This window comes from Amycolatopsis endophytica, assembly GCF_013410405.1.
Lineage (GTDB): Bacteria > Actinomycetota > Actinomycetes > Mycobacteriales > Pseudonocardiaceae > Amycolatopsis_E > Amycolatopsis_E endophytica.
The window spans coordinates 3,090,997-3,110,223 of the sequence record NZ_JACCFK010000001.1 but is presented as its reverse complement, the minus strand read 5'-3'; the positions used below and the strand labels follow the sequence as shown (position 1 = coordinate 3,110,223).

The 19,227-nt window shown below is 65.9% G+C and carries 19 protein-coding genes, 1 tRNA gene and 4 pseudogenes; 14 read left to right on the top strand and 10 right to left on the bottom strand.

Annotation, left to right across the window (positions count from 1 at the left end; translation table 11 throughout):
- Positions 1–90 precede the first annotated feature (90 nt).
- Together HNR02_RS15425 and HNR02_RS15420 are read left to right on the top strand one after the other, a co-directional pair.
- Positions 91–642, top strand: a complete 552-nt coding sequence (locus HNR02_RS15425) for a TetR/AcrR family transcriptional regulator (protein ID WP_179775937.1) — start codon at positions 91–93, stop codon at positions 640–642.
- A gap of 231 nt (positions 643–873) precedes the next feature.
- Positions 874–1,368, top strand: a complete 495-nt coding sequence (locus HNR02_RS15420) for a hypothetical protein (protein ID WP_179773858.1) — start codon at positions 874–876, stop codon at positions 1,366–1,368.
- Position 1,369: 1 nt separating this feature from the next.
- Here HNR02_RS15420 and HNR02_RS15415 read toward each other — a convergent pair whose 3' ends face one another.
- Positions 1,370–1,591, bottom strand: coding sequence for a DUF3618 domain-containing protein (locus HNR02_RS15415; protein ID WP_179773857.1), 222 nt, complete (start codon positions 1,589–1,591; stop codon positions 1,370–1,372).
- A 100-nt stretch (positions 1,592–1,691) separates the two neighbouring features.
- Between HNR02_RS15415 and HNR02_RS15410 the strand changes: the two genes are divergently transcribed.
- The 3 genes and pseudogenes from HNR02_RS15410 (at position 1,692) to HNR02_RS15400 (ending at position 3,931) form a co-directional block, all read left to right on the top strand.
- Positions 1,692–1,765, top strand: a tRNA-Leu gene (locus HNR02_RS15410).
- Positions 1,766–2,212: 447 nt separating this feature from the next.
- Positions 2,213–2,838 (top strand): annotated as a pseudogene (locus HNR02_RS15405) (response regulator transcription factor).
- Positions 2,831–3,931, top strand: coding sequence for a sensor histidine kinase (locus HNR02_RS15400; protein WP_179773856.1), 1,101 nt, complete (start codon positions 2,831–2,833; stop codon positions 3,929–3,931). The pseudogene HNR02_RS15405 and the gene HNR02_RS15400 overlap by 8 nt, the downstream one beginning before the upstream one ends.
- Here HNR02_RS15400 and HNR02_RS15395 read toward each other — a convergent pair.
- The 4 genes and pseudogenes from HNR02_RS15395 to HNR02_RS15380 form a co-directional block, all read right to left on the bottom strand.
- Positions 3,894–5,000 carry a UDP-N-acetylglucosamine--N-acetylmuramyl-(pentapeptide) pyrophosphoryl-undecaprenol N-acetylglucosamine transferase gene (locus HNR02_RS15395; protein WP_179775936.1) on the bottom strand — a complete coding sequence of 369 codons (1,107 nt, stop codon included), beginning with the start codon at positions 4,998–5,000 and terminating at the stop codon, positions 3,894–3,896. The two genes, HNR02_RS15400 and HNR02_RS15395, sit on opposite strands and share 38 nt — an antisense overlap.
- Positions 5,000–5,608, bottom strand: a complete 609-nt coding sequence (locus tag HNR02_RS15390; RefSeq protein WP_179773855.1) for a hypothetical protein — start codon at positions 5,606–5,608, stop codon at positions 5,000–5,002. Before HNR02_RS15390 ends, HNR02_RS15395 begins: the two co-directional genes overlap by 1 nt.
- A 35-nt stretch (positions 5,609–5,643) precedes the next feature.
- Positions 5,644–6,252 (bottom strand): D-Ala-D-Ala dipeptidase VanX, encoded by a 609-nt coding sequence (vanX, locus tag HNR02_RS15385; RefSeq protein WP_179773854.1) that lies wholly within the window; start codon positions 6,250–6,252, stop codon positions 5,644–5,646.
- Positions 6,249–6,431 (bottom strand): annotated as a pseudogene (locus HNR02_RS15380) (D-alanine--(R)-lactate ligase); the annotation flags it as partial. The gene vanX and the pseudogene HNR02_RS15380, both read right to left, overlap by 4 nt.
- Positions 6,432–6,505: 74 nt before the next feature.
- On the opposite strand from HNR02_RS15380, the gene HNR02_RS15375 reads away from it, so the two are divergent.
- The gene (locus HNR02_RS15375) at positions 6,506–7,798 is read left to right on the top strand and encodes an IS256 family transposase (RefSeq protein WP_179773853.1); all 1,293 of its coding nucleotides are present in this window, start codon (positions 6,506–6,508) and stop codon (positions 7,796–7,798) included.
- A 37-nt stretch (positions 7,799–7,835) separates the two neighbouring features.
- Here the strand turns inward: HNR02_RS15375 and HNR02_RS15370 are convergent.
- A pseudogene (locus tag HNR02_RS15370) lies at positions 7,836–8,702 on the bottom strand (D-alanine--D-alanine ligase); the annotation flags it as partial.
- Positions 8,699–9,658, bottom strand: a complete 960-nt coding sequence (locus tag HNR02_RS15365; RefSeq protein WP_179775935.1) for a D-isomer specific 2-hydroxyacid dehydrogenase family protein — start codon at positions 9,656–9,658, stop codon at positions 8,699–8,701. The gene HNR02_RS15365 and the pseudogene HNR02_RS15370, both read right to left, overlap by 4 nt.
- A 566-nt stretch (positions 9,659–10,224) precedes the next feature.
- Here HNR02_RS15365 and HNR02_RS35460 point away from each other — a divergent pair.
- A pseudogene (locus HNR02_RS35460) lies at positions 10,225–10,395 on the top strand (IS630 family transposase); the annotation flags it as partial.
- A gap of 219 nt (positions 10,396–10,614) precedes the next feature.
- On the opposite strand, the gene HNR02_RS15355 reads toward HNR02_RS35460, so the two are convergent.
- Positions 10,615–11,958 (bottom strand): UDP-N-acetylmuramoyl-tripeptide--D-alanyl-D-alanine ligase, encoded by a 1,344-nt coding sequence (locus HNR02_RS15355; protein WP_179773851.1) that lies wholly within the window; start codon positions 11,956–11,958, stop codon positions 10,615–10,617.
- Between HNR02_RS15355 and HNR02_RS15350 the strand changes: the two genes are divergently transcribed.
- From HNR02_RS15350 to HNR02_RS15325, 7 genes are all read left to right on the top strand, one after another.
- Positions 11,957–12,172 (top strand): hypothetical protein, encoded by a 216-nt coding sequence (locus tag HNR02_RS15350; RefSeq protein ID WP_179773850.1) that lies wholly within the window; start codon positions 11,957–11,959, stop codon positions 12,170–12,172. The two genes, HNR02_RS15355 and HNR02_RS15350, sit on opposite strands and share 2 nt — an antisense overlap.
- A gap of 604 nt (positions 12,173–12,776) precedes the next feature.
- Positions 12,777–13,145, top strand: a complete 369-nt coding sequence (locus HNR02_RS15345) for an ArsR/SmtB family transcription factor (protein WP_179773849.1) — start codon at positions 12,777–12,779, stop codon at positions 13,143–13,145.
- Between the two features lies 1 nt (position 13,146).
- Entirely contained in the window at positions 13,147–13,794 is a 648-nt protein-coding gene (locus tag HNR02_RS15340; RefSeq protein ID WP_312861024.1) for an SRPBCC family protein, read from the top strand.
- Entirely contained in the window at positions 13,794–14,285 is a 492-nt protein-coding gene (locus tag HNR02_RS15335) for an SRPBCC family protein (protein WP_179773847.1), read from the top strand. The genes HNR02_RS15340 and HNR02_RS15335 overlap by 1 nt, the downstream gene beginning before the upstream one ends.
- An 84-nt stretch (positions 14,286–14,369) precedes the next feature.
- The gene (locus HNR02_RS35055; protein ID WP_218902891.1) at positions 14,370–14,975 is read left to right on the top strand and encodes a hypothetical protein; all 606 of its coding nucleotides are present in this window, start codon (positions 14,370–14,372) and stop codon (positions 14,973–14,975) included.
- Between the two features lie 117 nt (positions 14,976–15,092).
- Complete coding sequence (locus tag HNR02_RS35050; protein WP_218902889.1) at positions 15,093–15,890, top strand: Mu transposase domain-containing protein; 798 nt, start codon at positions 15,093–15,095, stop codon at positions 15,888–15,890.
- A complete protein-coding gene (locus tag HNR02_RS15325) occupies positions 15,890–16,612 on the top strand; it encodes an ATP-binding protein (protein ID WP_218902888.1) in 723 nt (240 codons plus the stop codon). The genes HNR02_RS35050 and HNR02_RS15325 overlap by 1 nt, the downstream gene beginning before the upstream one ends.
- A gap of 385 nt (positions 16,613–16,997) precedes the next feature.
- On the opposite strand, the gene HNR02_RS15320 is transcribed toward HNR02_RS15325, so the two are convergent.
- Both HNR02_RS15320 and HNR02_RS15315 read right to left on the bottom strand, forming a co-directional pair.
- Complete coding sequence (locus HNR02_RS15320; protein ID WP_179773846.1) at positions 16,998–17,759, bottom strand: aminotransferase class IV family protein; 762 nt, start codon at positions 17,757–17,759, stop codon at positions 16,998–17,000.
- An 82-nt stretch (positions 17,760–17,841) separates the two neighbouring features.
- A complete protein-coding gene (locus tag HNR02_RS15315) occupies positions 17,842–19,224 on the bottom strand; it encodes an alkaline phosphatase PhoX (protein WP_179773845.1) in 1,383 nt (460 codons plus the stop codon).
- Positions 19,225–19,227 lie beyond the last annotated feature (3 nt).

The following is a 19,227-nucleotide window of genomic DNA, read 5'->3' as shown; positions in this document are numbered from 1 at the left end:
TACTCGGAGTAGGTTACTTCCGGTAGTGTCGTTTCCATGACCGGGCCGACCCGCCGCAAACGCATGCCCCGAGCGCAGCGCGAACAGCAGATGCTCGAGGTCGCGGAGGCGGTGTTCGCCGAACGCGGTTTCGCCGCCGCGTCGATGGACGAGATCGCCGAACGGGTCGGCGTGTCCAAGCCGATGCTGTACGAGTACTTCAACTCCAAGGAGGGGCTGCTGCTCGCCTGCGTCGCGCAGGCGCGCGCCGAGCTGCGTGAAGCGACCGAGCGCGCGGTGGCGGGTCAGGCAGATGCACGCGAGGCCCTGCGTGACGGGTTCCGGGCGTTCTTCGTGTTCGCGCGGGAGCGCAGGCAGGGCTGGTCGTTGCTGCGGCACGAAATGGCCCTGATCGGCACGTCGGCGTCCGACGCGCTGGAGGACACGCGGCGCCAGCAGACGGACCTCATCGCGACGCTGATGGCGCACTACTTCGCCGGCGAGGCGGGACCCGCACTGCTCGAAGCGACGGCCGAACTCGTCGTCGGAGCCTGCGAGCGGCTCGCCATCTGGTGCGAGCGGCACGACGAAGTGTCACCCGATATGGCGACCGAGCTGGCCATGGAAGTCCTCTGGTCGGGACTGGGTCTTCGCGCTGAGTGATCGCGCGTTTCCGCTGACGACTGCTCCATCCGGCCGTCACGCACAGCACATTCGCGCCCATCGCTTGTCACACAGAGTTCTGTTGATGTATCGATAGACGTTGACAGAGCGTTAGGCAAATGGCCGCAGAAGCACGCCCGATCGGATGAAGGCGATCGGCGTCATGACGAGGCTTCGGAGTGCTCCCTCAGTGTGGAGTATGCAGCCGAGAGCAGCAGGGGTGTGAGACTCATGGCGGTACCGATCACGGCCATCTACGTGCCGGAGAACGACGACTGGGCGGTGAGCGTGACCGGCGCGGGCCGGAGCCTGACCGCGCGGGCGCCCGGGATCATCGCCGCACGTGACCAGGTCGACCAGTTCGTCGAGGAGCTGGGCGCGGAGGCGAAGGGGGCCACCGTCGTCCACCTGCTCAACGGGAGTGCGCTGGAGTTCACCGCGGCCTACATGACCGCACGGCTGACCAGGCCGGAACAGGCGCCGGTCGAGGTGCCCGAGCCGGCGAGGCCCGCGGAATCCGAGGCGAAGGCCGCGGGGGAACCGGCGGCGGAACCGGATGCGGTACCAGCGCAACCGGCGCCGAAGCCGGACAAGAAGCCAAAGGCGAAGCTGACCGCGAACATCGGAGACGCGCTGGAGACCGCGAAGCCGACGCCCTCGGCACCGCCGGCCACCTCGTCGATCAAGGTGGCGGCGGGCGCGAGCACGCCGGCCGCGCGGGCCTGACTCAGCGGAAGAGCTTGCGCACCAGCAGTGCGGCGACGAGCACGCCTGCCCCGATCAGCGAGAACTTGATCTTGGGGTCGTCGAGCTTGCCACGCACGGTGGTCTTGGCATTGTCGGCCAGCCGCTTGGGGCTGGCCTTCTCGCCGAGCTGATCCAGCGTGGTCGCGAGCGCTTCGCGGGCCTTCACGATCTCACGCTCGATGGTGTCCGGGTCGCGGGCCACAGGTCCTCCTCACCTTCGCAGGGCACAACCGTAGATCACCGCCCCGCACGAGCGGCACCGGCCACGCCGTAGGAGGCGCTGGGACTAGGCTGGTGCCCGCGCGCCCGTAGCCCAATTGGCAGAGGCACATGGTTTAGGTCCATGCCAGTGAGAGTTCGAGTCTCTCCGGGCGCACCTGATGCACCAGGGTCGAACCTTGGCCCGACGAATCAATGGCCAGGGTTCGGGCCTTGTCTGTGTCGGCGGCCCGGGTGAGGGCGTTGGCGTTGATCCGTACGCGCCGCAATGGGCTGGAAGAAGCCCTCCGGTGCTGCTCACTACGGCCTGAGCGGCTTCGGTCCTTCCCGCATGGTAGGCCCGGGCCGCTGCTGCGACGAGGCACCACTGTCCTGCGGCGCGTGGAAGCCCACACATGCCCGGCGACCCCGGGACGTCGAGGTTGAGGCCGGGAAGGTCGAACGGGCCATCACGGCGAACGCGAGAGCGCTGTCGGTGCCAAGAGTTCTTCGGCGGTCGTGCTGCTCTCCGCTCATGGCGGTCGGTCAAGGCACTGCACTGTCGCCACCATGTATGCGGCTTTCGATACGTTGGCGATATCCGCCGGCCGCTAACATCGAGAGCGTGCGTGTCTTGGTTGTTGAGGACGAACTCTTCATGGCGGAGGCGATCCGGGAAGGGCTGGCCTGGAAGCGATCGCAGCCGACATCGCTGGCGACGGCGAGACCACTCTGGAGCTGCTCAGCATCAACGACCACGACCTCGTTGTCCTCGACCCCGACATTCCCGGCCCGTCTGGTGACGAGGTGGCGCAAGGCATCGTCACCTCCGGCAGCGGTCTGCCGATCCTGATGCTCACCGCCGACAGGCTCGACGACAAGGCAACTGGTTTCGAGCTCGGTGCAGGTGACTACCTCACCAAGCCCTTCGAGTTGCGGGAGCTGGTCCTCCGTGTCAGGCCACCCGACCGTCGCCGCGGACATCACCGGCCACCTGCGCGCGAGGTGACCAGGCTGCGACTGGACCCGTTCCGACGCGAGGTCTTCCGCGACGGTCGCTCTGTCGCGCTCACGCGGAAGCAGTTTGCAGTGCTGGAAGTGCTCGTCGCCGCCGAGGGCGGTGTGATTCGCCCCGAGGACCTCCTCGAACGCGCCTGGGACGAGACCTCGCTCATCGCCACGGTCCCCGGCGTCGGCTACCGCATCGACACCGGCGCGGACACCGAAGGGCAGGAACGCCCCGATGGGTAGAGCACGCGGCCTGAGTGTCCGACTCAAGCTCACCCTCTCCTATGCCGGCTTCCTCTTGGTACCGGTCTTCTTGCTGCTGGCAGCGGCATGGCTGTTCCTCTTGCGCCAGTTCCCCCTCGACAAACTCATTCCCGCACCCGCCGACTTCTGGCGCTCCCTCGATCCCCACAACTTCGGCCCGCTCGCCTTCGGCTCCTCGGCTATCCTCGTGATGGCGTTCCTTTTGGTGTTCGGCCTGGTGGGCGGATGGATTCTCGCCGGCCGAATGCTTGCTCCGCTGGCGCGCATCACGGCTGCCACTCGCACGGCTGCCGAAGGTTCTCTGTCGCATCGAATCGAGATGGAAGGCCGTCGAGACGAGTTTCGTGAGCTCGCTGACAGCTTCGACGCCATGCTTGCTCGACTCGAAGCGCACGATGCCGAGCAGCAAAGGTTCGCTGCGAACGCCTCCCACGAACTGCGCACGCCATTGGCGATCACGCAGACGCTTCTCGATGTCGCCCGCAACGATCCAACCCGCGACGGTGGCGAGCTCGATGAACGGCTTCGTGCCGTCAACGGCCGAGCGATCGAGCTCACCGAGGCGTTGTTGCTGCTGAGCCGGGCCGATCAGCGATCTTTCGTGCGCGAATGCGTCGACCTATCCCTCCTTGCTGAGGAAGCTACCGAGACACTTCTTCCTCTAGCGGAGAAGCGCGGTGTCGCCGTCGAGACCTCCGGCGTCTCAGCGTTCACCAGCGGATCGCACCCTCTTCTGCTGCAACTGACCATGAACCTGCTGCAGAACGCCATCGTCCACAACCTCCCCGAGAGCGGTACCGCACAGATCACCACCGCGGTCGAACCCGAATCGGTAGTGCTCACGGTCGAGAACACCGGCGCGAGGCTCAGCCCGCAGATCGTGACGACCCTTACGGAGCCCTTTCAGCGAGGCACGGAACGCGTACGTGGTGGTCACGCCGGGGTCGGCCTCGGCTTGGCGATCGTCAAGAGCATCGTGCGAGCGCACGACGGAACGCTCTCGCTCAGCCCGCGCGAGGATGGTGGGCTGACCGTCACGGTGCGGATGCCCGTCGTTCAGCGATCAGTGTGAGGACGTGCCGGGTTAGGACATCGCCCGCGTCGGGTGTGCGGGCCAAGGTGCGGGCCGACATCATCGCGATGCACTGAGAATCGGTCAGTACCGGGATCAGGATTGTCTCGATCCAGGCCGGGTCGAGGTCGGCGTCGTCAACGAGGAGCGCTCCGCCGGCGTTGACGACAGGGACGGCGTTCAGTCGTTGCTCTCCACCACGCATCGGCAGCGGGACATACGCGGCCGGGAGGCCCACGGCGGCCAGCTCAGCGCATGTCATTGCTCCCGAGCGGCAGATCGCGAAGTCGGCCGCGGCGTAGGCGTATTGCATCTCGCTGACATAGGGCACAACGACATAAGGCGGATCACCATCGGGTACCTCAACCGCGCGGCCTTGCCCGGAGATATGCAGCACCTGCACGCCGTTCGCCCTCAGGGTCGCGGCCGCGCCGGACACCGCGCCGTTGATGGCCTCCGCTCCCTGCGAACCTCCGGTGACGAGCAGTACCGGCCCGTCCGGCCGTAGGCCGAATCGGCGCCGAGCGGTGTCACGCAACACGGTCCGGTCAAGCCCGCTGATCGCTCGCCGTAGCGGGATTCCGATGGCTGCGGCGTGGGCCAACCGGACATTCCGGGTAGCAGTGAACACATGCGTCGTCATGTTGGCCGCCACCCGGTTCGCCACTCCGGGCTTGGCATTCGCCTCGTGCACAACGACCGGCAGACCTCGCCGGCGGGCAGCGAGGTAGGCAGGCATGGCTACATAGCCGCCGAAACCCACCACAATCTCAGCCCGCGCATGGTCGAGCACTGCACCGGCCGCCCGCACCGAGTCGCGCAACCTGACCGGCGTTTGCAGCAGAGCCCGGTTGAGCTTGCGCGACAGCGGCACCGGGGGAATGAGCTCCAGCGGATAGCCGCGTGCGGGGATGAGCGTCGTGTCCAGGCCCCGCACAGTGCCGAGAGCGATGATCTCGGCCGCGGGCTCGACTCGACGCAGCGCGTCGGCGAAGTTCATCGCAGGTTCAATGTGCCCGGCCGAATGACCACCTGCGACAACCACGCGCGGCGGTGGGCCGTCTGTCATCACGAAGCCCTTCGGATCAGGATTCCTCGGTCGGCGTGGAACCGCTCGAACACAGGCATCGGCAGCACGGCATTGTCGGAGTTGTGGGAGTACCCGGAGGGATTGTGGAATCGCACCGCCCCGCCATCAACCGCATGGACGAGCACGAGATGGCCTCCTCGTTGCGGGTCGCGGGTGTCGGGGTCGCGTATCTCGGGGGACACCGATGCGATCAGGACCTGCCCGCGTCGCACCTCTCGGGCGGATGCCTGAATCGGCGTGTGCTCAATGAGTTGGCAACCAAATCCGAACTGCGTGCTGACCCATTCCATCAAGGGCCGGTAGATCAGTCCCTGGACCTTGCCCGAGGGCTCCACGACGTAGCAACCCCACTCCAGGGCCAGCGTGAGGAGCTCGCCCATCGAGAGCCGGACATCGGTCCACCCATGAAGCAACGACTGGAGACATGCCAAGCCGCAGACCTTGCGGGACCAGAACAGGAACTCCTCATGCGAGCGATACCCGTCGGAAGCCCAGTCGTGCAGCACCGATGAATCGCTGGGCCGCAGGAAGACTTCTATCCCTGATGAGTCGGTGCGCCGCATGACGACCTCGTCGTTGCGCTCCATGTGCCCCCACTGCGAGTACGCAGTGGAGACGCGGATCATGCGACGGGAAAGTCGAAGTAGTCATGGGGAAAGGGCTCGTTTTCCAGCGTGTAGTGCCACCACTCGCAGTCGTACCGAGCGAATCCGGATTCCTCCATGATGAGGCGAAGTCGCTCGCGGTTGAAGGTTTCGGCCGGTGTGACCTCGCTGGCTTCGTGGCGCGAGATCGGGTCCATGAGGTCATGGTCACCACCCATGCGAGCAGGCTCTCCGGTGGCGAGGTCGTAAAGGGTCAGGTCCACGGTGCTTCCCCGGCTGTGGCCCGACTTTCTCGCCACGTATCCCTTCTTCACCATGTCGGACTTGTTGATACGGGGGTAGTGGCGCTGCTTCGTCCGGCCGTCTTCGGGCTCCTGTGACCAGCGCAAGAAGCACTCGACGGCGCGTTGAGGCCGGTATCCGTCCCACAAGAACAGACCGAAGCCGAGGGATTCGGCCTGCTCCTGCGCATGGACCAGAGCGGTGCACAGTGCTCGCGTGCCGACGATGCGGTTGGTGAGGTACCCGTCGACTGGTTTCCCGGTGAAGTTGTCGTGGGTTGTATACTTCGCATCCCAGCGGATGCCGGGCACGAGCTCGTCGACGTACGCGAAGTCGGCGTTCATTGCTTCTTCCCGTGCAGAGTCATCGAGACGAGTCGGTCGATCAGGTCTGACAGCGGTATTCCGGCGGCGGCCATCATCCGGGGGTAGCGACTGTAGGAGGTCAGACCAGGCAGCGTGTTGACCTCGTTGAGCACCACCTGCCCGTCGTCGGTGAGGAACAGATCCACGCGAGCGAGTCCCGGGACTGTTCCAAGATCGGTGTTTCTGGCCCGACACGCCGGGCTGAGGTCCGGCGGGATGGGCACTGTGAGTGATGACATCGGATCTTGTGAGTCCACGCAAGCGTGACCAGAAGCCGGCGCAGCTGTCGCCCGAGCAGGCCGCCGCGGCGGCGATGGTGGCCGAGGCCAAGGCGCGAGGGTTGGCGTTGACCGGCCCGGACGGCCTGCTGAAGCTGTTCACCAAGAACGTGCTGGAAACGGCGCTGAACGAGGAAATGACCGAGCACCTCGGCCATGAGAAGAATCAGGCGGAGCCGGACCGGGAATCGACCAACGTGCGGAACGGGACTCGGCCGAAGACCGTGATCTCGGATGCTGCCGGCGAGGTGCGGGTCGAGGTTCCGCGGGATCGGGAAAGCACGTTCGAGCCCCAGATCGTGAAGAAGCGGCAGCGGCGGCTTGCCGACGTGGACGAGATCGTGTTGTCGTTGTATGCGAAAGGGATGACCACGGGCGAGATCTCCGCCCATTTCGGCGAGATTTACGGGGCGTCGGTGAGCAAGGAGACGATCTCGCGGATCACCGACAAGGTTGTCGCCGAGATGCAGGACTGGGCCAGCCGCCCACTCGACGCGATCTACGCGGCGGTGTTCATCGACGCTATCCACGTCAAGGTTCGGGACGGTCAGGTCGCCAACCGGCCGGTCTACGCGGCCATCGGCGTGACCGTGGACGGGCAGAAGGACGTGCTGGGTCTGTGGATGGGCGTCGGTGGCGAGGGCGCGAAGTTCTGGATGAGCGTGCTGGTCGATCTGAAGAACCGCGGGATCCGCGACGTGTTCTTCCTCGTCTGTGACGGCCTCAAAGGTCTGCCGGAGACTGTCACGAACGTGTGGCCGCAGACCATCGTTCAGACGTGCATCGTTCATTTGATCCGCAATACTTTCCGGTTGGCGGCGCGGCAACACTGGGACGAGATCAAGCGGGACATCAAACCTATCTACACGGCCCCGACTCCTGATGCTGCACTTGCCGCGTTGGATGAAGTCGAGCAGAAATGGGGCAAGAAATATGGTGCGATGGTTCGGCTGTGGCGCAACGCGTGGGAAGAATTCGTGCCATTCCTGGACTACGATGTTGAAATTCGGCGCATGATCTGCTCGACGAACGCAATCGAATCACTGAATGCCCGCTACCGGCGGGCGATCCGCGCGCGTGGACATTTCCCCACCGAGCAAGCCGCGATGAAGTGTCTGTATCTTGTGACTCGCAGCCTGGACCCGACCGGGACCGGCCGCGCCCGATGGACAATGCGTTGGAAGCCAGTCATCAACGCGTTCGCCATCACGTTCGGTGACCGCTGGCCGGGAGCCGAAACCTACTAACCGAACCGCCGGAAACACCGATCACGGGATAGACCCCGAGTCCCCTGCAACCCAAGGCAAGGTAGATGGCCTTGGCAGTTTCCTGGACGAGTCGACGCGAGTCCGCCGGGATGTCGGCGGGCACGATGAACGACGCGTTCTCCGAGCCGGTCTCCGGAGAGTCCTCCTGGTGGATTCTGAAGAAGCCGTGCGAGAGGGCGACGCGGTCCACCTCGCCCGCGACCAGGCCGAAACGCTCCCCCAGGATCGCGCAGCCGATCTCGCTGCCGGCGACGGCATCTTCAATCAGCACCTTCGTGTCGTACTGGCGGGCGTCTTCCAGCGCGCTTGCCAGCTCGTCGGCTCCGGTGACCTTGCTGACACCGAACGAGGAGCCGGAGCGAGCCGGCTTCACGAAGACCGGATAGGTGAACTCGGCAGGGTCGGCCTTCTCGTCACCTTCGATGACCCGGAAGTTCGGTGTGGAGATTCCGGCGCTTCTGGTGATCGTGTAGGCCAAGGCTTTGTTCATACACAGCGCGGAGCTCGGGATGTCGCAGCCGACGTAGGGGATGCCTGACAGTTCGAGTAGGCCCTGGATGGCCCCGTCTTCGCCGAGCTTGCCGTGCAGGATGGGGAAGACCAGATCGAGACGGATCGTCTCGTAGCAATCAAACTCCATAACGAACAGCCCGTGTACGTCGCGATCCGGTGACAGCGTGACCCGGCGCGAATCGCCGCTTTCCCAGGCTTCCCCGGGAGCGTCGTTGCACAGTTTCCACTCGCCGTCGCGGGTGATGCCAATCCAGAACGGTTCGTATTTCTCGGTGTCAAGATTCGCCGCGACCTCACGTGCGGACTTGACCGAGACGGGATGCTCTTCGGATACACCGCCGAAGATGAATCCGATCTTCAATTTGCTCATACTGTCCTCTTCCTCTCGAAGCTCATGCAGTTGACAAGGCTGTTTTCGACCGTGTCGGCCAGGGCGTGGTCGGTGTAGTAAGCGGTGTGGGGGCTGATGAGCACGTTCGGCATCGCTTGGAGCCTCAGGAGGGCCTGGTTCTCGACGGGCTTGTCTCTCCAGTCGGCGTAGAAGATGCCTTCTTCGCCTTCGAGGACGTCCAGCGCCGCACCGCCCAGGTGACCGTTCTCCAAGGAGGCAAGAAGGGCCGCAGTGTCGATGAGCGGTCCGCGCCCGGTGTTGATGACGTAGGCGCCGTGCTTCATCTGCTCGATGCGTTCGCGATTGAGGAGGTGATGTGTCCGCGGAGTCAGGGGCGTGTGAAGGGAGACGATGTCGCTGTTCTGAAACAGTTCACTGAGCGAAACGCTGTCGCCCCCGGGGAGGTGGGGCTGGCTGTCGTGGGCGAGCACGCGGCAGCCGAAACCGCGCAGCCGGTCAATGACTGCTGTGCCGATCTTCCCCACTCCGATGACCCCGATGGTCATGTCGCGTAGTTCTTTGCCGCGCGTTTGGTCTAACCGGTAGTCATGGGCGTCGGTGCGGCGGATGATGGATTTCGCGTTGCGGACGGCCATCAGCATCAACATCAGGGTGTAGTCGCCCACGCTGTCGGGTGAGTAATCGACATTGCCGACAGTGATGCCGACACTCGCCGCGTACTCCACGTCGACGTGGTTGTATCCGATGCTTCTGGTGGAAATGTATTCCACGCCCGCGCGGCTCAGCGCCAGAATCGTCGACTTGGTGATCTGAGTCTTATGACTCACGCTGATGCACCGGCTTCCACGCGCCACCGCAGCGTTGCCTTCACAGACCGCGGCCTCGGTGATCGTCAACCTCACCCCAAGACGACGGCCCATCTCTCGAAACAAGGTGGCTTCGTCCCGGCAACAGCCGAAGACCGTAAGACTCATAGCGGACGGGCCAGAGGTAGCCCGCGCGGCTGTTGCGCGGTTCGGACTGTCGGCTGGCGCTTCACTGTCGACCAAACTCCGTTCGCTGTAGGCCATGCCTCAAGTCAAGAGGGCCGGGCGTTGCCAGCACGTATGCGATTTTCGATATGCGGCCGATACACCGGCCCCGAACGCTAGAGTCGTGCCCCGGATGGTCGCGGAGGTAACCTGGTGAAGATCACCAGGTCGACACGCGACCGTGTCCGGTTGCGTCGGGCCGGAGGGAGCCCGAACAAGCTGACCGCTTCTGCATGAAGCGGGAATTTCCCGGCAGCGCACGAAAACCTGGAAAACCAGCAAGGGCCCCGAGTTCACCGTGAAGATGGCCCGCGTCCTCGACCTCTACGACCATCCACCCGCCGACGGGCGAGTGCTCTGCGTGGACGAGTTCGGGCCGCTGAACCTGCAACCCCGACCCGGACACGGCTGGTTCCGCCGCGGACACCCAGCCCGCCGCCGCGCGACCCACAACCGTCACGCCGGGATCCGGCAGCTGTTCGCCGCGCAGGACCTCCGCGACGGGGCAGATCTTCTACCCGTTCCGCGACCGCACACGCTGGCCGGAATTCCTGGACTTCTGCACACAACTCCGCCGCCGCTACCCCACAGGCAAGCTCTATCCAATCCGCGACAACCACGGCCCGCACGGCAAAGCCGAAGTCACCGCCCGGCGCGCGGCACACGGCATCGAGCTGGTCCACACCCCAAAGAACGCGTCCTGGCTCAACTGGATCGAATGCGAGTTCACCACCCTGCGCTACTTCACCTCGACGGCAGCGACTACCCCACTCGCGCCGCCCAGGAAGCCGCCGGTTACGTCCGCTGGCACAACCGGCACTGCCACCCCAAACGCCACTTCGCACCCGACTCGGAAATCCGACGCCCGGATTACCTACCCAACGTTGCATGACACGGCACTAGGTGAGTGCAGAGGCGACCTCGTCGAGACGCGCCCCGCGCGATGCCTTCACAAGCACGACATCACCGGCGGTGAGATTGCGGCGCAGCCAATCGACCGCCGCGTCGTTGTCGGCCAGCGACGCCCCTCGGTCCCCAGCCCCCTCAGCAATCGGCCGGGCAGCGTCTCCGATGACGAGCACCACATCAGCGCGTGCGGCGGCATACTCACCGACGACTCGATGTTCGCGCTCGCTGTTCTCGCCAAGCTCCAGCATCTCGCCGAGAACAGCGATACGTCGCCCCCCTTCGATCGCGGCCAGCGTGTCCAGCCCGGCGAGGATCGACTCGGTGTGCGCGTTGTAGGAGTCGTTGAGCAGCCTCGCGCCGTTGGCAAGATCGCGCATCTCCAGCCGCCATTTCGACACCGAGGCGGTGGACAACGCTGTCGCAGCCACCCCGAGAGGAACGCCAGCAGCCAGCCCCGCTGCTACGGCGGCTGAGGCGTTGAGTGCCTGGTGGGCACCGAGGATCGACAGCGCAACAGGTGCGGATGCCTCGGCAGTCCGCAGTGTGAACGATGCTCGGGCGAGCCGGTCCAGCACCAGATCGTGTACGCGCACGTCAGCGTGCCTGGCTTGTCCGAACGTCAGCGCCGGGCCATTGGTGAGCGTCCGCATCGCAGCCACTCGGGGGTCGTCCGCGTTGAGAACCGCAGTGCCACCAGAAGCCAGCCCCTGCACCAACTCGCCCTTGGCCCTGGCTATGGCTGCCTGCGATCCGAACTTGCCGAGGTGAGCAGTGCCGACGTTGAGAACCACCGCGATATCGGGGGCGACGAGATCGGCGAAAGCAGCAATGTGGCCGACATGACGGGCCCCCATCTCAAGGACGAGGAATCGCGTGGTCGGGTCAGCGCGCAGCATGGTCAGTGGCACACCGAACTCGTTGTTGAGCGAGCCCACGGTTGCGACAGTGGCAGCACTACTCGACAGCACGGCCGTCAGCAGGTCCTTGGTGCTGGTCTTGCCCTGGGAGCCAGTCACCCCGAGAACGGTGAGTCCATCGCGGAGCCGGGCCACGACGTGACGGGCGAGCGCCTGTAGCGCAGCCTGGACATCCTCGACCACCACGGTCGGCAGCGAGGTGGGCCGCGTGCCGATCACCGCCACCGCACCGGCACGTGCGGCTTGACCGGCATAGTCGTGGCCATCGACATGCTCACCGGCGAATGCCACGAAGAGTCCACCCGGTTCCGCCGCACGACCGTCGAGCACGGCAGGGGCGGTCACCGTCACCGCACGATCGCCCTCGACTGTGCCGCCGGCAACCCTGGCGATCTCTTCGAGACTGAGCGGAATCATGTCCAACCCCGATCAACTGGAGCTTCATCGTCCGCGTCGCCTCATGCGCTCGCGGTGGTTCATGGAGATCTCGGATATTGCGACGCCACAACTGGTTCATGCCGCTGAGCAGGTCATCCTCCGTCCTCATGGTGCCGCTGGGATGACGCAGCGTAATCTCGTAGGTGAACTGGGGCTGCCCGGCTCCGAAGCCGTCTTCTGGGCTTTGCAGTAGCCAACCCGCCTCCGCGAGCTGGCTGACCACCTGAGTACCGACGAGGTCTTCCTCCTCGCTCGGCATCTGAGTGAGTCGTTTCCTTGTCGGGTCAGCAATGCCACCCCAAGGCAGATAGGTCAGCCTCCAGCGCTCTAACCTTGGCACCGGCCGGTACAGAACCAGACCTGCCCCGACCAGCCGCGGGCGGTCGTACCAGCCAAGGGAATCGCTGTGCCATTCGGTCTTGACGCGACCCCAAGCCGGCGTTTGGAAGAAGCTGGCTTTCCGCTGTGTTCGGATGAAGGCCAAGCGGCCGGCCCCGCTGATCGAACAAACGGTCAGGCTCATGTGGATGGAGAGGAAGCCGCCAGAACTTGGGCTGTTGTGCGGGGTGAGTCGCGATCCGGCATGTCTCCAGTCAAGGCGGAGCGATGTTGCCTGCACGTATGTCTTTTTGGATATGCCGGCGATATGCTGGCTATGTCGGTCTCACCTGACACCGGATGTCGGTCTCGGTCAACTCCAGCATTGGTGAGACGGATCGGATGTCGATGGGAGCCAACACCGCTCGCCGAGCATGCCAGCCGTGGCTTATATAAACCATAACTGGTACGATTCGGGTGTGCACGCGTTCGACATCCTCGGTGACCCGGTGCGCCGGCGCATCCTGGAGCTGCTCGCCGATGGCGAGCACACCTCTGGCGCGATCACAGAGGTGATCCGGTCCGAGTTCGCACTGTCTCAACCAGCGGTCTCCCAGCATCTGCGCGTCCTTCGTGAGAACGGGTTCGCGTCGGTTCGAGCTGAGGGGGCACGTCGGTTCTATGCCGTCGACCCCTCCCCGCTGAGCGAGGTCGACGTGTGGTTGGACCGATTTCGCGGGTTCTGGGATCAGCGGCTCGATGCCCTCGGAACCGAGCTGGCCCGCGGCAAGCGTGCATCCCGTCCCCGAGGCGATGGCCAGGCCGATCGGCCAGCGAAAGGAATATGAAGTGAAGGACGTACTGGACGAGCTGGCCGCTGCACGCCGGACGATGGGCTCAGCGACCCTGCCCGCCGGCGACGCGTACACGATCGAGTTGCGGCGTCACTACGACGCGCCGGTCGACGACGTGTGGAACGCCATCACAGACCCCGAGCGACTGGGCCGCTGGTTGAAGCCTGTGACCGGGGACCTGCGGCTGGGTGGATCGTTCGAGCTGGACGGCGGTGAGCACGGCGAGATCCTCGCCTGCGACCCACCGCAGCGGCTGCGAGTGTCCTGGCTGTTCGGGCCGGAGGCCGATGAGTGGCCGGGGACGAGCGAGGTCGAGGTTCGCCTGTCCCGCGGCCAATCCGGGGGCACCGAGTTCGAACTTGTCCATGCAGCAGCCGTCGGGGAGCCCATGTTCCCGACCTACGGACCCGGTGCCGGCGGCGTCGGCTGGGACCTGCATCTACTCACCCTGGCCGGGTTCCTCGCCGATGGCGAGACCCTCGACCACAACGAGTTCCGGGCCTTGCCCGAAGGGCGCGAGTTCGCTCGGCGCAGCGCCGCGGCATGGGGCGAAGCTCATCTGGCCGGCGGCGGCGATCCGAATCACGTGGCGGCCGCGGTGGCGGCCACCACCGCGTTCTACGCCCCTGGAGGCAACGAGTGATGAAGTACACGACCTCGATCGAGATCGCCCTGCCTCGCCAGAAGGTGGTCGACCTGATCTCCGACCCGGCGCAGATGCCGAAGTGGCTGCGTGGCCTGGTACTGCACGAGCCGGTCAACGGGGTACACGGGCAGCTCGGCACCACCTCGCGAGTCGTGTTTCAAATGGGGAAGCAGAGGATGGAGGCGACCGAGACCATCACGCGCCTGGAACCCGCAGATCTGCACGCCATCCCGAGTTCGGTTGCCGTGCACTACGACCGCGAGATTGTCGGCGGGGGTACGTGGCAGGCTCAACGAGACCGAATCACCGACGCTGGTCCGAACACGACTCTGTGGGAGAGCGAGAGCGAGTTCCGGTTGGACGGGTTGCTGATGCGGCTGATGGGACGTCTGATGCCCGGCACCTTCCGCAAACAATCACGGCAGCACATGCAGGACTTCAAGGCGTTCGCCGAGCATGGGACGGACGTCTCCCAAGAGGCGAACTGACCTGCCACTGAGCTGGACCCGAGCAGCACATGGCGCGCGCTGCAGCGCAAGCACGGTGTCGGTTACCGCACTGTTGCTGCGGCGTTGGAGTCTGCATGGCCCAAGCAGCCGAAACCACCACCGAAATGCGGATCCCGCCTCGACCCGTACCGGGAGGTCATCGACCGCTGGCTGCGAGACGACCTGGACGCGCCGAGGAAGCAGCGCCACACCGCGAAGCGCATCTTCGACCGACTCCTGGACGAGCACGGCGCTGCCGGGGCTGTTTCGTACGGGATGGTGCGCGACTACGTCGCGACCCGCCGCCGCGAGATCCGCATCGAAGCCAGCCGCGAGCCCGCGAACACGTTCATCCCGCAAACCCACCTGCCTGGCCGTGAGGCCGAGGTCGACTTCGGCGGGATCGTAGTTCGACTGCGTGGCGAGCTGGCGACGTGCACCATGTTCAGCCTGCGGCTGTCGTACTCCGGCAAGGCCGTCCACCGCATCAGCGCTTCGGCTGGACAGGAAGCGTTCTTCGAGGGCCACGCTCACGCCTTCAGCATCCTGGGCGGGGTGCCGACGGGGAAGATCCGCTACGACAATCTCAAGGCCGCCGTGGCCAGGGTGATCGGATTCTCCCGGCAGCGGGTTGAGACCGATCGCTGGACCGCGTTCCGGTCGCACTACGGCATCGATGCCTTCTACTGACAGCCCGGAATCCAGGGCGCGCACGAGAAGGGCGGGGTCGAGGGCGACATCGGCTGGGTCCGCCGCAAGCACCTCGTCCCCATCCCCGAGGCCGACTCGATCGACGAACTCAACGCCATGATCGACGCCTGGGACGCCGCCGACGACGACCGGCGGATCGCGTCGCGCGTCCACACGGTCGGCGAGCACTTCGGCACCGAACAACCGCTCCTCGCGCCGCTCCCGGACGAATCTTTTGAAACGGGTCGCTGGTTCACCCCACGGGTAGACAGGTTCGCTCAAGTCACGGTTCGGATGAACATGTACTCCGTCCCCGCCCGCTACGTCGGCAGGAAACTCCGGGTGCTGCTGCACGCGTCCGAGCTGGTCGTCCACGGCGACCAAACTGTCGTTGCTCGACACGAGCGCCTGATGACCAAGGGCGGAAGCCAGCTCGACCTGGATCATTACCTCGAGATGCTCCTCCGCAAGCCCGTCGCACTACCCGGAGCGACCGCGCTCGACCAGGCTCGGAAGGCAGGCAGGTTCACCCCGATCCACGACGAATGGTGGGCTGGCGCACGTAAGGCCCACAGCGATGCCGACGGAACCCGGGCGTTGATTGAGGTACTGCTGCTGCACCGCCACCTCCCGCACGAGCACGTCGTCGCCGGCCTCGCCGCCGCACTTCAAGCCGGCGGGTACACGGCCGACGTTGTTGCACTCGAAGCCCGCAAAGCCAACGACACCGCCGGGAATGACGACATCGACAACGGCACGACCGCTCAGGCAGCCAACGACACCGAGGGCATCTCGTCGCTCACCGAACGCCGACTCCGCAGGCCCCCGCCCGACGATCCACGCCCGTTGCCGACCGTCACCCAGTACGACCAGCTGCTGCGCCGCCCGCGCCGCACCAACGAAGGAGGAACCTGATGACCAGCCGCCATCGCGGGATGACCGAAGAGGCTGCTGACGCGGCCATCGATCACGCCTGCCGCATGCTCCGCCTACCCACCGTCAGACAGGACTTTCCCGACCAGGCCGACCGCGCCGCAGCCGAGCAGATGTCCTACCGAGGATTCCTCGCCGAACTGCTCCTCGCCGAATGCGACGACCGAGCCCGCCGACGCTGTGAGCGCCGCATCAAAGCCGCACGGTTCCCCAGAGAGAAGTCCCTTCGCGCGTTCGACTTCGACGCCAACCCCAACATCGACCCGGCAGCAGTCCACACCCTCGCCAAATGCGAATGGGTAAAGAAGGGCCAGCCGCTGTGTCTCATCGGCGACTCCGGAACAGGAAAGTCCCACCTGCTCATCGCCCTTGGCACCGAGGCCGCGATGATCGGCCACCGCGTGAAGTACACCCTGGCGACCACGCTCGCGAACGAGCTCGTCGAAGCCGCCGACGAGAAGATCCTCTCAAAGATCATCGCCCGCTACGGCAGGGTCGACCTTCTCTGCATCGACGAGCTCGGCTACATGCAGCTCGACCGACGCGGCGCAGAGTTGCTGTTCCAAGTCCTCACCGAGAGAGAAGAGAAGGCATCGGTCGCCATCGCGTCGAACGAGTCCTCCACCAAACGGTGTCGAACGAGACCGACAAGCGGTGTCACACGAACCCGACACAGCCAATATGCGGTATCGGCGCCGTCGTAGGACTCAAAACGCGCTCCAGCCACCAGGCGATCCGCGACTGTTTCGTGCCAAGCACCGTTTGCGAAGCGGAACCGAGCGACGGACCGGATGCGCGGTCACAGTGCGGTGATAGATGCCGAACCTCGAGCCGAGGTCGGCAAGGGTCATGCCCTCTCGGTACAGCGACACCAGCTCGTCCACCCGAGCCGAGCTCACCAGGTTTGAGCTGTCCCAACCGAGCGCACCAGCCGACCCCGCGAGTCGGTGATCGAGAGCTCAGACGGCCTCTGATGACGCCGGTAAGTACCGCGTGATCAGCACGAAGCTACGGCTCTCAGTGCCGGGGAAAGGTTCTCCGACTCTCTACGCAGGCGCACCGCGCGGCTCCGACCTGCAGTCGTCCGCGCTACGGCGCCACGAGCGGCTCCTCCTCATAAGCGTCGTGCAGCAGCTTCACGAACGACTCCGGCGTGCGCAGCTCGACGTCGTCGATGCGGCTCACCGCCACTCCCGGGGTCCACGAGTTCATCACCACCGCGCCCCGCAGTGACGGCAGGTCGGCGGGCGTCACGACCCGGGAACGCTGCGGCACGCCGAGCCGGTCCAGTCTGCGGCGCAGGATGTTCATCGTGGTGCCTTTCAGCATGGGCGCGTCCGGCCACACGACGGCGCTGCCGTCCCAGAAGGCGAGGTTCCAGATCGACGCCTCGGTGAAGTGGCCGCGGCGGTCCACGAAAGCGACGTCGTCGAAGCCGTCGGCGCGCCGGGGATAGTAGGTCTTCGCGACCTCGCCGACGTGCTTGAACTCCGGCAGGACCCGCTCGTACTCGACGGCGGTCAGGGCGAGCGGGCCCGCCGGGGGCGAGGCCGCCGGGCGGGTGCGGACCAGCACGTCGTCGTCGGAGTAGACCGTGGCCGTGAGCGAAACGTCCTCCGGCCCGTCCTTGACCGCGGCGCGCAGGCAGGCCAGCACGGCCTCGTCCGGCACCGGCCGCCCGAACATCTCCGCCGACGCCGACCGCAGCCGGTCCAGGTGCAGGTCCAGCCCCCGGATCCGGCGGCCGCGCACCTGCATCGCGGTGAAGTGGGCGTACCCGGCGAACGCGAGCGGAGCCAGGTCCTCGACCGTGGCGGGCCTGCCATTGCGCTGCACGACGAAATCGCTCATGCGGTCCAAGGTAGAGCTTCACACCGGTGTGAAGGCCACAACGTGGCCTCCCCGGCCGCCACCGGGGAGGCCACGCGGGCACTCAGTGACCCCAGGGGCCCGTGATGGCGAAGACGTGGCCCGGGCTCTGGATGTTGGCGAACAGGATGCGCCCGTCCTGGCTGAACGTGGGGCCGGTGAACTCGCTGTCGTTGAGTTCGTTGCGCGCCATCGGGTACGACTGTCCGCGCGCCGTGACGCCGACGAGGTGGCTCAGGCCCTCGCCGTCCTCGGCGAGGATCAGGCCGCCGTGCGGGGACACCGTGATGTTGTCGGGGCCGTCGTAGTTGGTGTCGGCCTCCGGGTCCGGGTTCACGCCGTAGATGGTCTTCAACTCGACCGTCTCCGAGCGCGGGTCGTAGAACCACACCTGCCCGTCGTGCTCGTTGACGCTGCCGTCGTCGATCCGGGCGTAGCTGGCGACGAAGTAGGCGCCGCCGTCGCCCCAGTACGCTCCCTCCAGTTTGCGACTGTGGGTCACCTGCCCGGTCTCGAACTGCTTGCGCACCGACACGCTCTTCGCGTCGCGGTCGGGCACGTCGACCCACCGGACCTTGTACTTCGTGCCGGGCGTGGTCGCCTCGGACAGGTCGTCGATGTGGCGGCTGCCCTTGAAGCAGCTCATCGCCTGCAACGTGCCCGCCGTGTCACCGCCCTCGGCGAGCGCCAGCTTCCGCAGCGCGCCCTTGCCGCCGCGGAAGTGCTTCGGCGGCAGCCAGCGGAAGTACAGGCCGTTGGGGCCACTCGCGTCCTCGGTCAGGTAGATCGCGTCGGTCCGCGGGTCGACGGCGAGCGCCTCGTGCGAGTAGCGGCCGAGGAACTTGAGCGGGATCGGTTCGAGGTTGGCGTCGCGGTCGAACGCGTCCACCTCGAAGACGTAGCCGTGGTCCTTCTGGTAGACGCCGCCGGCGCGCTGCTCGGTTTCCTCGCAGGTCAGCCACGTTCCCCACGGGGTCACGCCGCCGGCGCAGTTGTTGTGCGTGCCGGCCAGGCTGACGTACTCCGACTGCCGGTTGCCGTCTCGGTCCACGACGATGTTCGTCGTGCCGCCACCGGCACCCGGGTCGTAGGTGAGGCCGGGCAGCGCGGGCACGGGGTGGTCCTCGCCGCCGTCGATCTCGTGGTTGTTGACCAGCACGAACCCGCGGCCGTGGCGGAAGCACGCCGTTCCGTCGGCGTCGCTCGGGGTCGGTTCGCCGGTGTCCAGCTTCGTCACACCCGCCTGCGCCACGACCCGGTAGCGGAACCCCTTGGGCAGCGCGAGCAGACCGGCCGGGTCGTCCACGAGTGCACCGTAACCGGCCTCGCGCCGGACCTGCGCGGCGGCGGCGGGAGCCGCGATCGCGTCGACGCTGCCCGCGACGACGATGCCGAGACCGCTCGCCGCGCCGGTGCGCAGCAGATCACGCCGGGAAAGTGAAGCCATGCC